Genomic DNA, 14,344 nt, shown 5'->3' with positions numbered 1-14,344 from the left:
GACAGACAGTGACGGCACCGTGCCGCACTGTCGTTCTCTCGTATCCGGACTATGACCGTCGGCTCTGGAATCGCACCAGAATCTGCTGACCCCGCATCGTCGCCGATGCGGGCGCTCGCGGGCTCGTCCCTGCTGGAGGGCACTACCGCCGGTGGGGACTTTCACCCCGCCCCGAGAACTACCTTCCGAAGGTAGCACGCGTCACGACGGTGCCGTGATACACGTAGGTTCACCGGCGTCAGCCGTCCCCCGAGCGAGAGGTCAACGGCATGTCCACGAACACCAATCACGACGCGTCGACGTTTCTGAAGCAGTACTGGCTGCCGATCCTGATCGGCGTTGTCGCCGTCGTGTTCATCGCCCGCAACACCGAGAACGCGCAGTTCACGGTGTTCTGGTGGAACATCGACGGCCCGCTCTGGCTGTTGCTGACGGTGGTGACCCTCGTCGGATTCGTCGGTGGATGGTTCGTCGGCCGCCGCGGCGGTCGCTGACTTGAAATCAGCGTGAGTCGGACTCCCGCGTCAGCACGACGAGCAGGTCGTCGCCGACGGTTTCCACGGCTGCTCTAGTGAAGCGGTGTGCGTCGGTCAGGCTGCCGACGGTCGCATCGTCCACCGACGACGCTCCGGCCCCGAGGATCGTCGGCGCCAGGTAGAGGTGGACCTCGTCGACGAGGCCCGCGGCGAGGAACGCGCCGGCGATCGCGGGCCCGCCTTCGACGATGACGCCCAGCGCGTCGGGCAGGGCGTCGAGCACGTCGCGCGGATCGTGCGATCGCACCTGGACGAACGGAGAGGTCCCGTCGCGCAGCTTCGCGGAGTCGGGGACCTCCCGCGATCCCATGACCACGCGTGTCGGTTGATGCGGATACAGGCTTCCGTCGGTGCGGCGCGCGGTGAGCGACGGGTCGTCGGTGAGGGCGGTCCCCGTCCCGACGACGATCGCGTCGGCGACCGACCGCTGTCGATGCGCGTGCTCGCGGGCCTGTGCCCCGGTGATCCACTGACTCGTGCCGTCGGGCGCGGCGATCCGGCCGTCCAGCGTGGACGCCAGTTTCAGCGTCACGAGCGGCCTGCCGGTGCGCTGACGATGCAGCCACTGCCGGAGCGGCCCCCGCGCGGCCGTCTCGGCGAGTACCCCGCCGGTCACGTCGACGCCTGCCGCGCGCAGGGTCGCCGCTCCGCCCGCCGCCGTCGGATTGGGGTCGGAGACCGCGTAGTGAACCTGCGAGATCCCGGCGTCGATGAGTGCCTGCGCGCACGGCCCGGTGCGGCCCGTGTGGTTGCACGGTTCGAGCGTGACGACCGCGATTCCGCCGATGGCGGCCTCGCCCGCCGCGCGCAGCGCGCCTACCTCGGCGTGCGGCCCGCCCGGCGGCTGTGTGTGACCGACGCCGACGACCAGGCCGTCGCCGTCGAGGATCACCGCGCCGACCGGCGGGTTCGGCGAACTCGTGCCGACCGCGGACTGCGACTCGACGATCGCTCGACGCATGCCGCTCTCAATCGTCGCCGCGTCGATCATGGCCGTCAGGCGTTCTCGCGGACCGCGGTGGCCTTGCGTCGCAGTTCGGCGACCCGCGCGGCGGGGTCGTCGCCGCCGTAGACGGCCGACCCGGCGACGAAGCAGTCGACGCCCGCCTCGGCGGCCTGCTCGATCGTGGAGTCGGCGATGCCGCCGTCGATCTCGACGAGCAGTCGCAGATCGCCGCGGTCGATGATCTTCCGGATCGCCCGCACCTTGTCGAGGACTTCCGGCATGAACTTCTGGCCGCCGAAGCCCGGTTCGACGCTCATGATCAGCAGGGTGTCGAAGTCGCGGAGGATCTCCACGTACGGCTCGAGCGCGGTGCCCGGCTTGAGCGCGAGACCGGCCTTGCCGCCCGCCGCACGGATGTCGCGGGCCACCGAGGTCGGGTCGTCGGTCGCTTCGGCGTGGAACGTGACGTTGTACGCACCCGCCTCCGCGTACGGCGGAGCCCAACGGCCGGGGTCGGCGATCATCAGGTGGCAGTCGAGGGGGATGTCGGTCGCCTTGAGCAGGCTCTCCACCACCGGCATTCCCAGCGTCAGGTTGGGGACGAAGTGGTTGTCCATCACGTCGACGTGCACCCAGTCGACACCGGGATCGATGTCGGACGGCCCGACGGCCGCGATCTCCGACTGCAGGTTCGCGAAGTCGGCGGACAGGATGGACGGGGCGATCATCGGTGCCGGACGGCCAGGATTGCACATGGCGACAATCCTACGAGACCCCTCATGACGCCGTGCGACGCCTCGACTCCGCTCGACGGGCGACGGGTCAGGAGCGGCGTAGGACGGCCAGGAACATGGCGTCGGTGTCGTGGCGGTGGGGCCAGAGTTGGACGTGGGGACCCCCGCCGAAGGCCGACGGCTCGTTGAGGTCGCCGGCGACGAGCGGTCGGGCGTCGACCTGCTCGATCGACGAGTCCGCGGCGAGCACTGCGTCCACGACACCGGTCGTCTCCGCCGGATGCGGCGAGCACGTCGAGTACACGACCACGCCGCCGGGACGGACCAGTCGCAGCGCCTCGGTGAGCAGTTCGGTCTGCAGCGCGACCAGCGCCGGGACCTCGCCCGGCGTCCGACGCCAGCGGGCCTCCGGACGGCGACGCAGTGAGCCGAGGCCCGAACACGGCGCGTCGACGAGCACGCGGTCGTATCCGGGCTCAAGGCCCGACGACCGGCCGTCGGCGACGTGGACGGTGACGGGCAGCCCGTCGACGACCTTCTCGATGAGCTTCGCACGATGCTCGGACACTTCCACGGCGTCCACGCGTGCCCCGTCGAGGTCGGCGAGCGAACCGAGCAGAGCGGCCTTGCCGCCGGGGCCCGCGCACAGGTCGAGCCAGCGGCCCGCGTCCTGGCCGACGTCGGCGCGCCCGAGGGCGAGGGCCACCAACTGGCTGCCCTCGTCCTGCACGCCCGCGAACCCGTCGCGGACGGCGTCGAGCTTGCCGGGGTCGCCTTCGGGCAGGTAGACGCAGTACGGGGAGTATCGGCCCTCGTCTCCCCCGCTGATGAGCGCGAGTTCTTCGCCGGTGATCTGACCTGGGCGTGCGACGAGGTGCACGATCGGACGTTCGTCGTCGGCGGCGAGCGCGGCCTGGAGTTCGCCTACCGATCCGAGGGCGTCGACGAACACCTGCGCGATCCACTTCGGGTGCGCGTACGAGAACGCGAGGTGACCGACCATGTCGTCGGCCATCGACGGAGCCAACTCGTCGATCCACAGTTGCTCGTCGCGCTGGCTCACCTTGCGCAGCACCGCGTTGACGAACCCGGCCTGCCCCATGCCGTGCTCGGCGCGGACGAGGTCGACCGACGTCGACACCGCCGCATGGGAACCGATGCGAGTCCGCAGCAGTTGATACGTGCCCAGACGGAGCACGTCGAGCAGGTCGCCATCGATCTCGGCGACGGGCCGTCCCGCGGCCGACGCGATCACCGCGTCGAGCACGCCGAGGCTGCGACACGTGCCGTACGTCAGTTCGGTGGCGAGCCCGCGGTCGCGCTCGTCGAGACGACTCTCGCGCAGCAGCCTGGGCAGAAGGAGGTTGGCGTACGCGTCGTCCTTCCGCACCGACCGCAGCACCCGCAGTGCCAGGCCGCGTGCGCCGTCGACCGGCTTGTCGCGCAACTTCTTGTCGCGCGGCCGTTCATCGCGGTTCCTGTCGTTTCGGTCATGGTCGCCACGCCTGGGCGCCGAACCCCGTCCACCACGGGTCATGCCAGTCGTCCGTTCTCGTCGGGGCGCGTGCCACGCGCCCAGTCTGCTGCGTTCATCGCCTTCTTGCCGGGAGCCTGCACGGTGCCGAGCTTCACCGCGCCCGATGCGGTGCCGACGTAGACTGCCTTCTTCGTCACTCCGAGCTGCCCGGAGTCGAGCGGACCGGGGACGGCCGGATCGTCGTCGGCCTGCGTGACGGGCCCCAGTTTGAGCCGTGTGTCGCCGAGCGCGGTCCACGCGCCGGGTGCGGGCGTGTGCGCCCGGATCGTGCGGTCAACGACGTGCGACGGCAGGTCCCATCGCACCCGAGCGTCGTCGACGGTGATCTTCGCGGCGTGGGAGACGCCCTCGGGGTCTTGCACGACCGGCGACAGCTCGCCCGCGGCGATGCCGTCGACGACGGCCTTCGTCAGCCCCGAGCCCGCGGCGGCCAGTCGCGTCAGCAGGTCGCCCGATGTGTCGGTGGTGCGGATGCGTTCGGTGAGGGTCCCGAACACCGGTCCGGTGTCCAGACCTGCCTCCAACTGGAAGACGCTGGCTCCGGTGATCTCGTCGCCCGCGGCGATCGACGCCTGCACGGGTGCGGCTCCACGCCATGCCGGAAGCAGCGAGAAGTGCAGGTTCACCCACCCGTGGACGGGCATGTCGAGGACGTCCTGCGGGATCAGGCCGCCGTAGGCGACGACGACGCCGAGGTCGGGCGCCCACCGCCGCAGGGTCTCGGCGACGTCGGGGTCGGACATCCGACGCGGTGTGATCACCTCGATGCCGTGGGCGTCGGCCACGGCCCCGACATCCGAGCGCACCACCTTGCGTCCGCGTCCCGCGGTGGCGTCCGGTCGGGTGATCACCCCGACCACCTCGTGGTCGTCGGATGCGATCAGGTCGTTCAGGGTGGGAACGGCGACGTCTGGCGTGCCTGCGAAGACGAGTCTCATGATCATCCAATCGTAGGCGGGTCGATCTGCACACGAATGCCCGCAGTGTCGTCGTGTCGAGCGTTCCGGACCACCTGCGCGGTGCGGAGAGCCTGCGCCAGGGTCCGGCCGACGGCTCGCGGCGTCCGCAGGAGCATCCGTTCCACGTCGTCGTCGCCGTCGAGCCCGGCCGGGCGACGCACACCGGCGGGCAACGGCACGGGCCCCAGCTTCTCGGCGCCCGGCGGCAGTTCGATCAGATCGCAGAATGCGTTCACCGCGGCGGCGGGACCGTCGACCGACGCCATCGTGACCGCGGGCGGGAACTTGAGATCGGCCCGCTGGTCGAGCTCGACCGCCGCGTAGCCGATCGGGTTCCACGAGATCAGCGCCTGCACCTGGGCTCCGGCGGAGTCGGCGACGATCACCACGCGGCCGCCGTCGTCCCGGGACCTGACGAGCGTCGCGATCGCCATCCACAGGCGGACGGCCTCTTCACCCGCACGCAGATCCTCTCGATCGAGCTGCGCCCACGTGTCGAGGATGACGGCCGCGCCGTACCCGCCGCGCGCTCGCGGCTGGGCTCCGGGCGTCGCCACCACCACGCGCGGACCGTCGTCGATCTCGTCGATGATCTTCGTGCCGCCGGAGGTCACGATCGGTACTCCCGGGAACGCCTTGCCGAGCTCCTCCGCGGTCCGCTTGTCGCCGACCATGAGGGCGCGGACCGCCTTGCCGCCGCACGACGGGCAGACGAACCGCAGTTCGGGGCGACCGCACCATCGGCACGTGAGGTCGCCGCGCTCGTTCATCGACACCGGACCGTTGCAGGTGCGGCACCGTGCGTGTTCTCGGCATTTCGCGCAGGCGACCGACGGCAGGTAGCCGCGGCGCGGGACGCTGAAGAGCACCGGCAGTCCGGCCTGCAGCGCCTTACGGGCCGCGATGAACGCGGTCGCCGGGATGCGTGCGGACCGGGCGAGCGGATCGCCGCCGAGCCTGCGGTCGTCCTCGGCGACACCCTCGATCAACGGGGCGGCCGCCCTGATGTCGGCGCGCGAGGCGGTCAGGTCGTGCGCCCAGCCCGACGACACGAGGGCCTGCGCCTCGGTGGTCCGCGAGTGACCGCCGATGAGCAGGGCGGTGTTCGTGGCGTGTGATCGCATGACGGCGACCTCGCGCGGATGCGGGTACGGCGCTCGTGGCTCGTCGAAACTGGAGTCGCCGTCGTCGAAGACGATCGTCAGCGCCAGGTCGACGACCGGCGCGAACACCGCGCTCCGGGTGCCGATCACCACCGACGCCTGCCCGCGCAGCACGGCGAGCCACCGGCGGTACCGTGCCGAGGGGCCGAGCCCGGCCGCGAGCGTCACGCATCCGCCCCCCAACAGCGGCGCGCACGCGGCCTCGAGACGGTCGAGGTCGCGTTGATCGGGGACGACGACGATCGCTCCCCGTCCGGCGGCGGCGACGGACGCGACGAGTTCGGCCAGACGCGTCGCCCAGTCGTCGCCGGGGAGCACCTGCCACACCGCGCGCGGATGTCTGCCGTCGACGGCGGCCCGCACGAACGACCCCGCGGTCGGGTACACGTCCCAGCCGCTCATGTCCGGCGCCGCGACCGGCGCGGCGCAGCCCTGCACGGGCGCATCCTTCTCCACCCTGGCGTGCCGCGGCGGCACCGCGAGCCGCACGACGTCCGGCATCGTCCCGGCGTACCGGTCGGCGACGGCCCGGCAGAGGTGCGCGAGTTCGTCGGTCAGCACCCGTTCGGGCGAGACCACCCGCTCGAGCCATGCGAGCTTCCCGGTGTGCTCGCTGCGGTCGAGCCGCTCGAGCAGGTACCCGTCGACGAGTCGCCCCGCGAATCGCACGCGCACCCGGACGCCCGGCTGGGCCGTGGCGTCGGACTTCTCGTCGACCAGATAGTCGAACGGCCGGTCCAGATGCGCGAGCGACAGCATCGGCAGAACGCGAGCAACGGGCCGCTGCGATGCAGCGACCCGTTGATTGCGAGTGTCAGTCGGTGAGGACACCTACAGGCCGGCGGCCTTGCGGAGTTCGTCGACGCGGTCCGTGCGCTCCCACGGCAGGTCGATGTCCGTGCGGCCGAAGTGGCCGTACGCGGCGGTCGGGCCGTAGATCGGCTGCAGCAGCTCCAAGTCGCGGACGATCGCGCCCGGACGCAGGTCGAAGACCTCGGCGATCGCCTTCTGGATGGTGCCGGGGTCGACCTTCTCGGTGCCGAACGTCTCGACGAACAGACCGACGGGTGCGGCCTTGCCGATCGCGTACGCGACCTGGACCTCGATGCGCTTCGCCAGTCCGGCCGCGACGGCGTTCTTGGCGACCCACCGCATCGCGTACGCGGCGCTGCGGTCGACCTTCGACGGGTCCTTGCCCGAGAACGCACCGCCACCGTGGCGGGCCATGCCGCCGTAGGTGTCGACGATGATCTTGCGGCCGGTCAGGCCCGCGTCACCCATCGGTCCGCCGAGGACGAAGCTGCCCGTCGGGTTCACCAGCAGGCGCGGGTTGCTCGTGTCCAATGCGACGGGGAGGTCGAGCTCGTCGAACACCGGCTGCAGGACGTTGGCACGGATGTCGGGCGCCAGCATGCCGTCGATGTCGATGTCCGCGGCGTGCTGCGTCGACACGACGACGGTGTCCAGGCGGACCGGGACGTCGCCCGCGTACTCGATGGTGACCTGGGTCTTGCCGTCGGGACGCAGGTACGGCAGCGTGCCGTTCTTGCGCACCTCGGTGAGACGGCGCGACAGGCGGTGGGCCAGCGCGATCGGCAGCGGCATCAGTTCCGGGGTCTCGTCGGTGGCGTACCCGAACATCAGACCCTGGTCGCCCGCGCCCTGCAGATCGATCTCGTCGGCGCTGGCACCGGTGCGCGCCTCGTGCGAATCGGTCAGGCCCTGAGCGATCTCGGGCGACTGGGCGCCGATCGCGACGTTGACGCCGCACGATGCTCCGTCGAAGCCCTTCGTCGACGAGTCGTAGCCGATCTCGATGATCTTCTCGCGGACGATCGTCGGGATGTCGACGTAGCCGACCGTGTTGACCTCGCCCGCGACGTGGACCTGGCCGGTCGTGACGAGCGTCTCGACCGCCACCTTGGCCTTCGGGTCCACGGCGAGCAGCGCGTCCAGGATCGAGTCGCTGATCGCGTCACAGATCTTGTCGGGGTGCCCTTCCGTCACGGACTCGCTGGTGAACAGGCGGGACGCTGAGGCGGTCATCGGTTCCTCTCGGGATGCGGTTTCGCAGGGCTGTGCCCCGCACTCTTCATCGACTGTGCCAGACGCTCGGTCAGAGGTCTGATTCGGCCGTTCGCCCACCATTCGGCACGACGGCGGCCACTTCGTCAAGGATTCTGCTCGCCATCAATGTCTTCGACCCGAACGGCAGGGCGGTCTCACGGCCGTCCGCGGTCAGCACCCAGCCGGTGTTGTCTTCGGTGCCGAACGCCTTGCCGTCGCCGACCGCGTTGACGATGAGCAGGTCACAGCCTTTTCGGCGGAGCTTGGCTCGGCCGTGATCGAGCACACCGCCGTTCTCGTCGCCGGTCTCGGCCGCGAATCCGACGATCACCGTGTCGGCACGGATCACACCGTCGTTCCGCGACCGGACGAGTCCGGCGAGGATGTCGGGGTTGGTGTCGAGCGCGATCGGCTCCGGACCGTCCGCGCCCTTCTTGATCTTCGACCCGGCGACGCTGATCGGGCGGAAATCGGCGACGGCGGCCGCCATGATGACGACGTCGGCGGCGACGGCGCGAGCCTGCATCTCGCGTTCGAGTTCGACGGCGGAGTCGATGTGCACGACGTCCACCGCGGCCGGATCGCCCGGGTCGGTCGTCGCACCGGCCACGAGCGTCACCCGCGCACCTCGCTGTGCGGCCGCCCGGGCCAGGGCGTATCCCTGCTTTCCCGAGCTGTGATTGCCCAGGTAGCGGACCGGGTCGAGCGGTTCACGGGTGCCGCCCGCGCTCACCAGGACACGGAGCCCGGCGAGGTCGTACGGCAACGCGTCCGGCCGCGCCAGCAGCAAGTCGCCGAGCAGACCGATCTCCGCGGGTTCCGGCAGACGACCGGCTCCAGTGTCGGCTCCGGTGAGACGTCCGCTCGCCGGAGTCATGACGGTGACGCCGCGCTCGCGCAGCGTGGTCACGTTGGCGACGGTCGCCGGATGCTCCCACATCTCGGTGTGCATCGCCGGGACGAACATCACCGGGCAGGTGGCGGTCAGCAGCGAGGCGGTCAGCAGATCGTCCGCGCGACCGGCGACGGCCCGCGACATCAGATCGGCGGTCGCCGGGGCGACGATCACGAGATCGGCGCGCCTGCCGAGCGCGACATGCGCCACCTCGTCGACATCGTCGAACACCTCGGTGCTCACCGGGTTGCCGGACAGCGCCTCGAAGGTGGCCTTGCCGACGAAGTTGAGCGCCGCGCGCGTCGGGATCACCCGCACGTCGTGGCCGGCCTCGGTGAAGTGCCGGATGACCGAACACACCTTGTAGGCGGCGATCCCCCCGCCCACCCCGATCAGGATGTGCGACACGTGTGCGGCCTATTCGCCTTCGGTGTGCTCGAGGAGGTCGGAGTGGATCTCACGCATCGCGATCGAGAGCGGCTTCTCCTGGACGCCCGGCTCCACCAGCGGGCCGACGTATTCGAGGATGCCCTCGGCGAGCTGGTTGTAGTAGTCGTTGATCTGACGTGCGCGCTTGGCCGCGTAGATGACCAGGGCGTACTTCGACGAGGTGCGCTCGAGCAGTTCGTCGATCGGCGGGTTCGTGATGCCAAGCGGCGTGTCGTACACGGGCTCGTCGACGATGGTCGGATCGAGATCTGTCTGAGTGCTCAAAACTTCTCCTGCGCAGTATGTTCGGCCGACCGCGATTCCGTGTGCGGCCCGACCAGCAAGTTTAGCAATTGTTCTGCCGATTCGTCGACATCGTCGTTCACGACGACGTGTCGGAACTCGTCGCGTGCGTCCATCTCGACACGCGCCGTCGCCAATCGGCGGGCGATGACCTTGTCGGTCTCGGTTCCCCGCCCGGTCAGACGAGCCACCAGCTCGTCCCAACTCGGCGGCGACAGGAACACGGTGATCGCGTCGGGAAGATGCTCGACGACGTTGCGGGCTCCGACGAGATCCACCTCGACGAGGACCGGTCGTCCGGCGTCGAGCGCCTCCTCGACAGGACCAGCGGGCGTGCCCGACCGCTGGATGCCTCCGTGGATGTCGGCCCACTCGAGCATCTCGTCGGCCTCGATCATCGCGTCGAAGGCCTCTCGGCTCACGAAGTAGTAGTCGCGACCGTGTTCCTCGCCGGGGCGGGGCTCGCGCGTCGTCGCCGACACGCTGAAGTACAGCTCGGGCAGCAGCTCGCGGAGCCGTCGGACGACGGTCGACTTGCCAACGGCCGAGGGGCCGACCAGTACAACCAGTCGGCCCCTCGGTCGGGTTCTAGATTCGGGCACGCTCAGGAGCTGAACTTCTCGAGCAGAGCCTTGCGCTGACGGTCGCCCAGGCCGCGCAGACGACGCGTCGGAGCGATCTCCAGCTCGGTCATGATCTCCTGTGCCTTGACCTTGCCGACCTTCGGCAGAGCCTCGAGGAGAGCGGACACCTTCATCTTGCCCAGGATCTCGTCGTTCTCGGCATCGGCGAGGACCTGCTTGAGGTCGGTGCCGCCGCGCTTCAGGCGCTCCTTGAGCTCGGCACGCACACGGCGGGCCTGGGCCGCCTTCTCAAGCGCGGCTGCGCGCTGCTCATCAGTCAACTGGGGAAGAGCCACGGTTCCTCCGTCTTTCGTTTTCGACAGTTCGGATTGTCCACGAGACGCTATCAGCGTCTCGTGATGGTTCGTCGCAGGGCCTGTGCCGACCCCCGGCGATCACGACGATCGTAACGCTCGTCGCTGAGACCAGCCCAAACGGTACCCCGGCGGCCCCGGACATGCCATCAACCACCCCGGGCGCGCCGCGGAAACGGCGGGTCAGTACCGTGCCTGCCATGTTCAGCGACCTTCGCACCATCGCCCGCGTCCTCCGCAACGATCTCGCGCCGCACACCGAGTCCGAGTCGGTCGTCGTCGCCGACCGTGCGCACGGGCGTCTTCGCAGGTACGGCACACCGCGGCAGCTCGACGCGGCCCGTGAGGCCGGGGCCGTTCCGGTGCTGCTCGTGCCGCCGCTCGCGGTGCCCGCGAGCTGCTACGACCTGGCGCCCGGGGCCGCCCCAGCCAACTCCGTGGTCGAATTCCTGCTGTCGACCGGGACCATCCCGTATGTCGTCGACTTCGGCGACGTCGGTTACGCAGATCGCCGTCTCGGGTTCGAGGACTACTTCGACACTTTCGTGCCCCGCGCCGTCGCCGACGCCGTCGACGACTTCCGTGCGGGCGCCGACGCCGTCGACCTGATGGGCTGGAGCCTGGGCGGAACCATCAGCATCCTCACCGCCGCCCACCGCAGGGACCTGCCGATCCGGTCGGTCATCACCGTCGGGACTCCCCTGGACTACGCGGCGATGCCGATGTACGCGGCGGCGCGGAAGGTGTTGAAGCCCACCGGCGGTCGCCCGCTCCGCGCCATCGCACGGTCGGTCGGCGTGCCCGCGGCGCTCGTGCAGCTCTCGTACCGGGCGACGAGTTGGCAGCGCGAACTGCGCAAGCCGAAGTACATCCTCGACAACATCGACGACCACGACGCACTGATCCGGATGCAGGTCATCGACCGTTTCCAGGACGCCATGCCGGGATACCCCGGCCGGGTCACCGAGCAGATGCTGGTGAACCTGGTGATCGGCAACGAGATCGCTGAGGGCGTGCTGCACCTGGGCGATCACACGGTGGACGTGCGGACGCTGACGGCTCCGGTGTTCACCGTCGGTTCCCATCGGGACGCGATCGTCAGCCACGCAGCGGCGGCCCACGGCCGCGAGCTCCTGGCGTCGTCGACACATGTGGAGTTCCACACGGTCGAGTCAAGCCATCTCGGTCTCCTCACGGGTCCCGACGCGGCCGCGCACACGTGGCCCGCCATCGCGGCGTTCCGCGACGGCCTCAACTCCCACTGACCTCCGTCGCCCCGAGCGGGACGGACGCGATCGCCGCCGTCCCCCCGCCCGGACGCGACCGCAGACGCAACGACCCGCCCGCCACTTCGAGGCGGATCGCCCGGGACGCGAGACCGAGGTGCCCCTGCGCCAACCGTGCGGACCGGGCCGCGCCGCTCGCCGCGTCGCCGATGCCGACACCGTCGTCGACGACCACGACGCGGGCCTCGCCGTCCGTCGCCTCGGCCGTCACCTCGATCGTCGTGGCGCTACTGTGACGGAGGGCGTTCGACAGCAGTTCGCGGGCCGCCGCATACAGGACTCGGTCGACCGGTGTCACCCCGTCGGGCCATGCGACCACGTCGACGACTATCGACGGTCCCGTCCCGCCCGCGGCCGACCGCGCGGCCGTCCCCAGATCCGACAATGCCGGGCCCAGCCCGTGCTCGTCGAGCACGGCGGGGTGCAGGGACGCCAGGGTCGTCCGGAGCAGGCCGGTCGCCTCGCTCAGCGCGGTGTGCACTCGCGCCAGGGACTCCTCATCGCGACGGCACTCGATGGAGTCGAGCTCCTGACGTGCGGCCAGCACGTACTGGAGGGCCCCGTCGTGCAGCGCTTCGGCCAGCTGTGCCCGTTCCCGGTCCTCGACGCCGACCAGTTCGTCGAGCAGACGCGCACGGTCGCGGGCGAGTTCCTCGATGGTCTCCACCCGCGACCGCTGCACGGCCGACAGCAGCACGCTGCCCAGCGCCAATACGGCGATGACGAAGGTGTGCAGCGCGATCGTGGACGTCGGCTCGGTCGACGTGCTCTGCGCGACCATCGCGGCCGCGAAGTACACGACGACGGACACGACACCGACCCGTGCGCAGACCGTCGGATCGAGTTGGGTCGCCGCCATCAACGGAAGCAGTGCGAAACCGTTGAGCAGGATGAACGTGGTCCACGCCGTCGCGTCGGACCGGCCCGCGATCACCGTCAGCGCGGTCAGCACGGCGGCGTCGACGAGCAGCGTCGGCCAGATCCATCGAACAGCTCGGGCCGTGCGGTCGATCCACCCGAGTCGACCGGTCACGGCCGCCCACACCGTGTAGCAGGCGACGATCGCGACGGTGGCCGTCAGATCGGCGTCGGGCGGGGCGAACAGCACCGTCAGGATCAGGAACACCACGAACAGGCCCCGGAGCACCGTCCGGATCCGGGTGCCCTTCCGGATGTGATCGACGGCGATCTCGTCGATCGCGGGCTCGGTCTGCGCCGTCATCAGTCGATGAGCTTTCGCCGCATCCCCTCGGCGACCGCCGCGGCCCGGTCGGAGACGCCCAGCTTCTCGTAGAGGCGCTGCGTATGCGTCTTGACGGTGGACGCGGCGATGAAGTGCTCGGCGGCGATCTGCGGAATCGACTGTCCGCGAGCGAAGCCGTGCAGGACTTGCGACTCGCGTTCGCTCAGCGTGATCGAGTCCTTGGCGGCGTTGGCGTGGATCTCTCCCACCAGCGCGGCCGCGAGGTCCGGCGGCATCACAGTCGATCCCTTCGCGACGGCGAGGACTGCGGCGACGATGTCGTCGCGTCCGCTCTCCTTCGACAGGTAGCCTCGGGCGCCCTCCTGCAGGGCCCGATAGACGACGGGTGCGTCGACGACCGCGGAGAGCATGAGCACCCTCGTCTCGCCGCCGTCGCGGGCCAGCGCGTGCGCGAGGTCCGTCCCGGTCAGCTCGGGCATCTGGTGGTCGACGACGGCCACGTCGGGCCGCATCTGACGGATCATGTCGAGGCCCGCGCGGCCGTCTGCGGCCTCGCCGACGACGCGGATCCGGCCGCTGTCCTGGAGCGCGCGGCGTACGCCGTCGCGGAAGAAAGGGTGATCGTCGACCACGACGACCGTCACCTGCTCAGTCATCTCGCGATGATATTCGCCGCGGTCCTCCCCCGATCGGTGGATACGCGTTTCCACCGGTGCATCCCCCGTCGCGGGGACGTTCACCGGCCTCTCCGGCGGGCAGAGTCATGGGTGTCAGACAACGACACACCACCGGCCACACGCCAGAGACGAGGAACCACCATGAACACCACCACCGCAACCACCGGGCGCCGCCTCTCCCGCAACCGCCTCGCCGCCGCGGGCGCAGCCGTCGCCATCGCCGCGGGCATCACCGCAGCCGCGGCCGTCGGAGCCGGCGCGGCCCACGCCGGCACCATGCCCATCACCCACCCCGGCGAACCGACCGTCGCCATGACGATCACCAACCACACCGACAAGACCGAACACCTCCTCGGCTCCTCGGCAGGCGGCGGCCAGTGGATCAACGCACCCCGGCACACCCTGGCCCCGTACGCCACCGAGACCGTCACCGCAGCCGCTCCCACCGGCCACGCCGAGACCGTCACCGTGAACTACCGGATCGGAGCGACCGGACCCAAGGCCGTCTACCAGATCGTCGACGCCCCGTCCGGAGCGAACACCAACGCCACCGGAACCACCGGAGACCAGTACCGGATCACCTCCACCGTCGACACCGGATATCCCACCGTCAACGCCGGATTCGACCTGTGGTGACCGCCGCCTCAGACCACGCCAGAGCCCGGCGCCCG

Annotated in this window: 15 protein-coding genes and 1 riboswitch; of the genes, 3 read left to right on the top strand and 12 right to left on the bottom strand. The window is 70.2% G+C overall.

Annotation, left to right across the window (positions count from 1 at the left end):
* Positions 1-28: 28 nt before the first annotated feature.
* Positions 29-183: riboswitch (FMN riboswitch) on the bottom strand.
* Between the two features lie 86 nt (positions 184-269).
* Positions 270-494: a lipopolysaccharide assembly protein LapA domain-containing protein gene (locus tag GYB83_RS15830; RefSeq protein ID WP_161896372.1), complete on the top strand. Its 225-nt coding sequence runs from the start codon at positions 270-272 to the stop codon at positions 492-494.
* A 7-nt stretch (positions 495-501) separates the two neighbouring features.
* On the opposite strand, the gene ribD is transcribed toward GYB83_RS15830, so the two are convergent.
* From ribD to mihF, 10 genes are all read right to left on the bottom strand, one after another.
* On the bottom strand, positions 502-1,527 hold the full coding sequence (gene ribD / locus GYB83_RS15825; protein WP_161896371.1) for a bifunctional diaminohydroxyphosphoribosylaminopyrimidine deaminase/5-amino-6-(5-phosphoribosylamino)uracil reductase RibD: 1,026 nt from the start codon (positions 1,525-1,527) through the stop codon (positions 502-504).
* Positions 1,528-1,532: 5 nt separating this feature from the next.
* Positions 1,533-2,237 (bottom strand): ribulose-phosphate 3-epimerase, encoded by a 705-nt coding sequence (gene rpe, locus GYB83_RS15820; RefSeq protein WP_161896370.1) that lies wholly within the window; start codon positions 2,235-2,237, stop codon positions 1,533-1,535.
* A 67-nt stretch (positions 2,238-2,304) separates the two neighbouring features.
* Positions 2,305-3,753 (bottom strand): RsmB/NOP family class I SAM-dependent RNA methyltransferase, encoded by a 1,449-nt coding sequence (locus tag GYB83_RS15815; RefSeq protein WP_161896369.1) that lies wholly within the window; start codon positions 3,751-3,753, stop codon positions 2,305-2,307.
* Positions 3,750-4,691 carry a methionyl-tRNA formyltransferase gene (gene fmt, locus GYB83_RS15810; protein ID WP_161896368.1) on the bottom strand — a complete coding sequence of 314 codons (942 nt, stop codon included), beginning with the start codon at positions 4,689-4,691 and terminating at the stop codon, positions 3,750-3,752. The genes GYB83_RS15815 and fmt overlap by 4 nt, the downstream gene beginning before the upstream one ends.
* Positions 4,692-4,693: 2 nt before the next feature.
* On the bottom strand, positions 4,694-6,634 hold the full coding sequence (locus GYB83_RS15805; RefSeq protein WP_161896367.1) for a primosomal protein N': 1,941 nt from the start codon (positions 6,632-6,634) through the stop codon (positions 4,694-4,696).
* A 72-nt stretch (positions 6,635-6,706) separates the two neighbouring features.
* The gene (gene metK / locus GYB83_RS15800) at positions 6,707-7,921 is read right to left on the bottom strand and encodes a methionine adenosyltransferase (protein ID WP_161896366.1); all 1,215 of its coding nucleotides are present in this window, start codon (positions 7,919-7,921) and stop codon (positions 6,707-6,709) included.
* A gap of 70 nt (positions 7,922-7,991) precedes the next feature.
* On the bottom strand, positions 7,992-9,245 hold the full coding sequence (gene coaBC, locus GYB83_RS15795; RefSeq protein ID WP_161896365.1) for a bifunctional phosphopantothenoylcysteine decarboxylase/phosphopantothenate--cysteine ligase CoaBC: 1,254 nt from the start codon (positions 9,243-9,245) through the stop codon (positions 7,992-7,994).
* Positions 9,246-9,254: 9 nt separating this feature from the next.
* On the bottom strand, positions 9,255-9,551 hold the full coding sequence (gene rpoZ / locus GYB83_RS15790) for a DNA-directed RNA polymerase subunit omega (RefSeq protein WP_161896364.1): 297 nt from the start codon (positions 9,549-9,551) through the stop codon (positions 9,255-9,257).
* Positions 9,548-10,171 carry a guanylate kinase gene (gmk, locus tag GYB83_RS15785; protein WP_161896363.1) on the bottom strand — a complete coding sequence of 208 codons (624 nt, stop codon included), beginning with the start codon at positions 10,169-10,171 and terminating at the stop codon, positions 9,548-9,550. Before gmk ends, rpoZ begins: the two co-directional genes overlap by 4 nt.
* A gap of 2 nt (positions 10,172-10,173) precedes the next feature.
* Complete coding sequence (mihF, locus tag GYB83_RS15780) at positions 10,174-10,488, bottom strand: integration host factor, actinobacterial type (RefSeq protein WP_008377956.1); 315 nt, start codon at positions 10,486-10,488, stop codon at positions 10,174-10,176.
* A 218-nt stretch (positions 10,489-10,706) separates the two neighbouring features.
* On the opposite strand from mihF, the gene GYB83_RS15775 reads away from it, so the two are divergent.
* Positions 10,707-11,771, top strand: a complete 1,065-nt coding sequence (locus tag GYB83_RS15775; RefSeq protein ID WP_161896362.1) for a polyhydroxyalkanoate synthase family protein — start codon at positions 10,707-10,709, stop codon at positions 11,769-11,771.
* On the opposite strand, the gene GYB83_RS15770 is transcribed toward GYB83_RS15775, so the two are convergent.
* Entirely contained in the window at positions 11,758-13,014 is a 1,257-nt protein-coding gene (locus GYB83_RS15770) for a sensor histidine kinase (RefSeq protein ID WP_161896361.1), read from the bottom strand. The two genes, GYB83_RS15775 and GYB83_RS15770, sit on opposite strands and share 14 nt — an antisense overlap.
* Positions 13,014-13,652, bottom strand: a complete 639-nt coding sequence (locus tag GYB83_RS15765; RefSeq protein WP_161896360.1) for a response regulator — start codon at positions 13,650-13,652, stop codon at positions 13,014-13,016. The genes GYB83_RS15770 and GYB83_RS15765 overlap by 1 nt, the downstream gene beginning before the upstream one ends.
* Before the next feature lie 162 nt (positions 13,653-13,814).
* Here GYB83_RS15765 and GYB83_RS15760 point away from each other — a divergent pair, with 162 nt between their 5' ends.
* Positions 13,815-14,309, top strand: a complete 495-nt coding sequence (locus GYB83_RS15760) for a hypothetical protein (RefSeq protein ID WP_161896359.1) — start codon at positions 13,815-13,817, stop codon at positions 14,307-14,309.
* Positions 14,310-14,344: the final 35 nt, after the last annotated feature.

Origin of the sequence: Gordonia spumicola, from assembly GCF_009932475.1 — a bacterium.
Taxonomy (GTDB): domain Bacteria; phylum Actinomycetota; class Actinomycetes; order Mycobacteriales; family Mycobacteriaceae; genus Gordonia; species Gordonia spumicola.
This window is presented reverse-complemented; position numbering and strand designations above follow the sequence as displayed.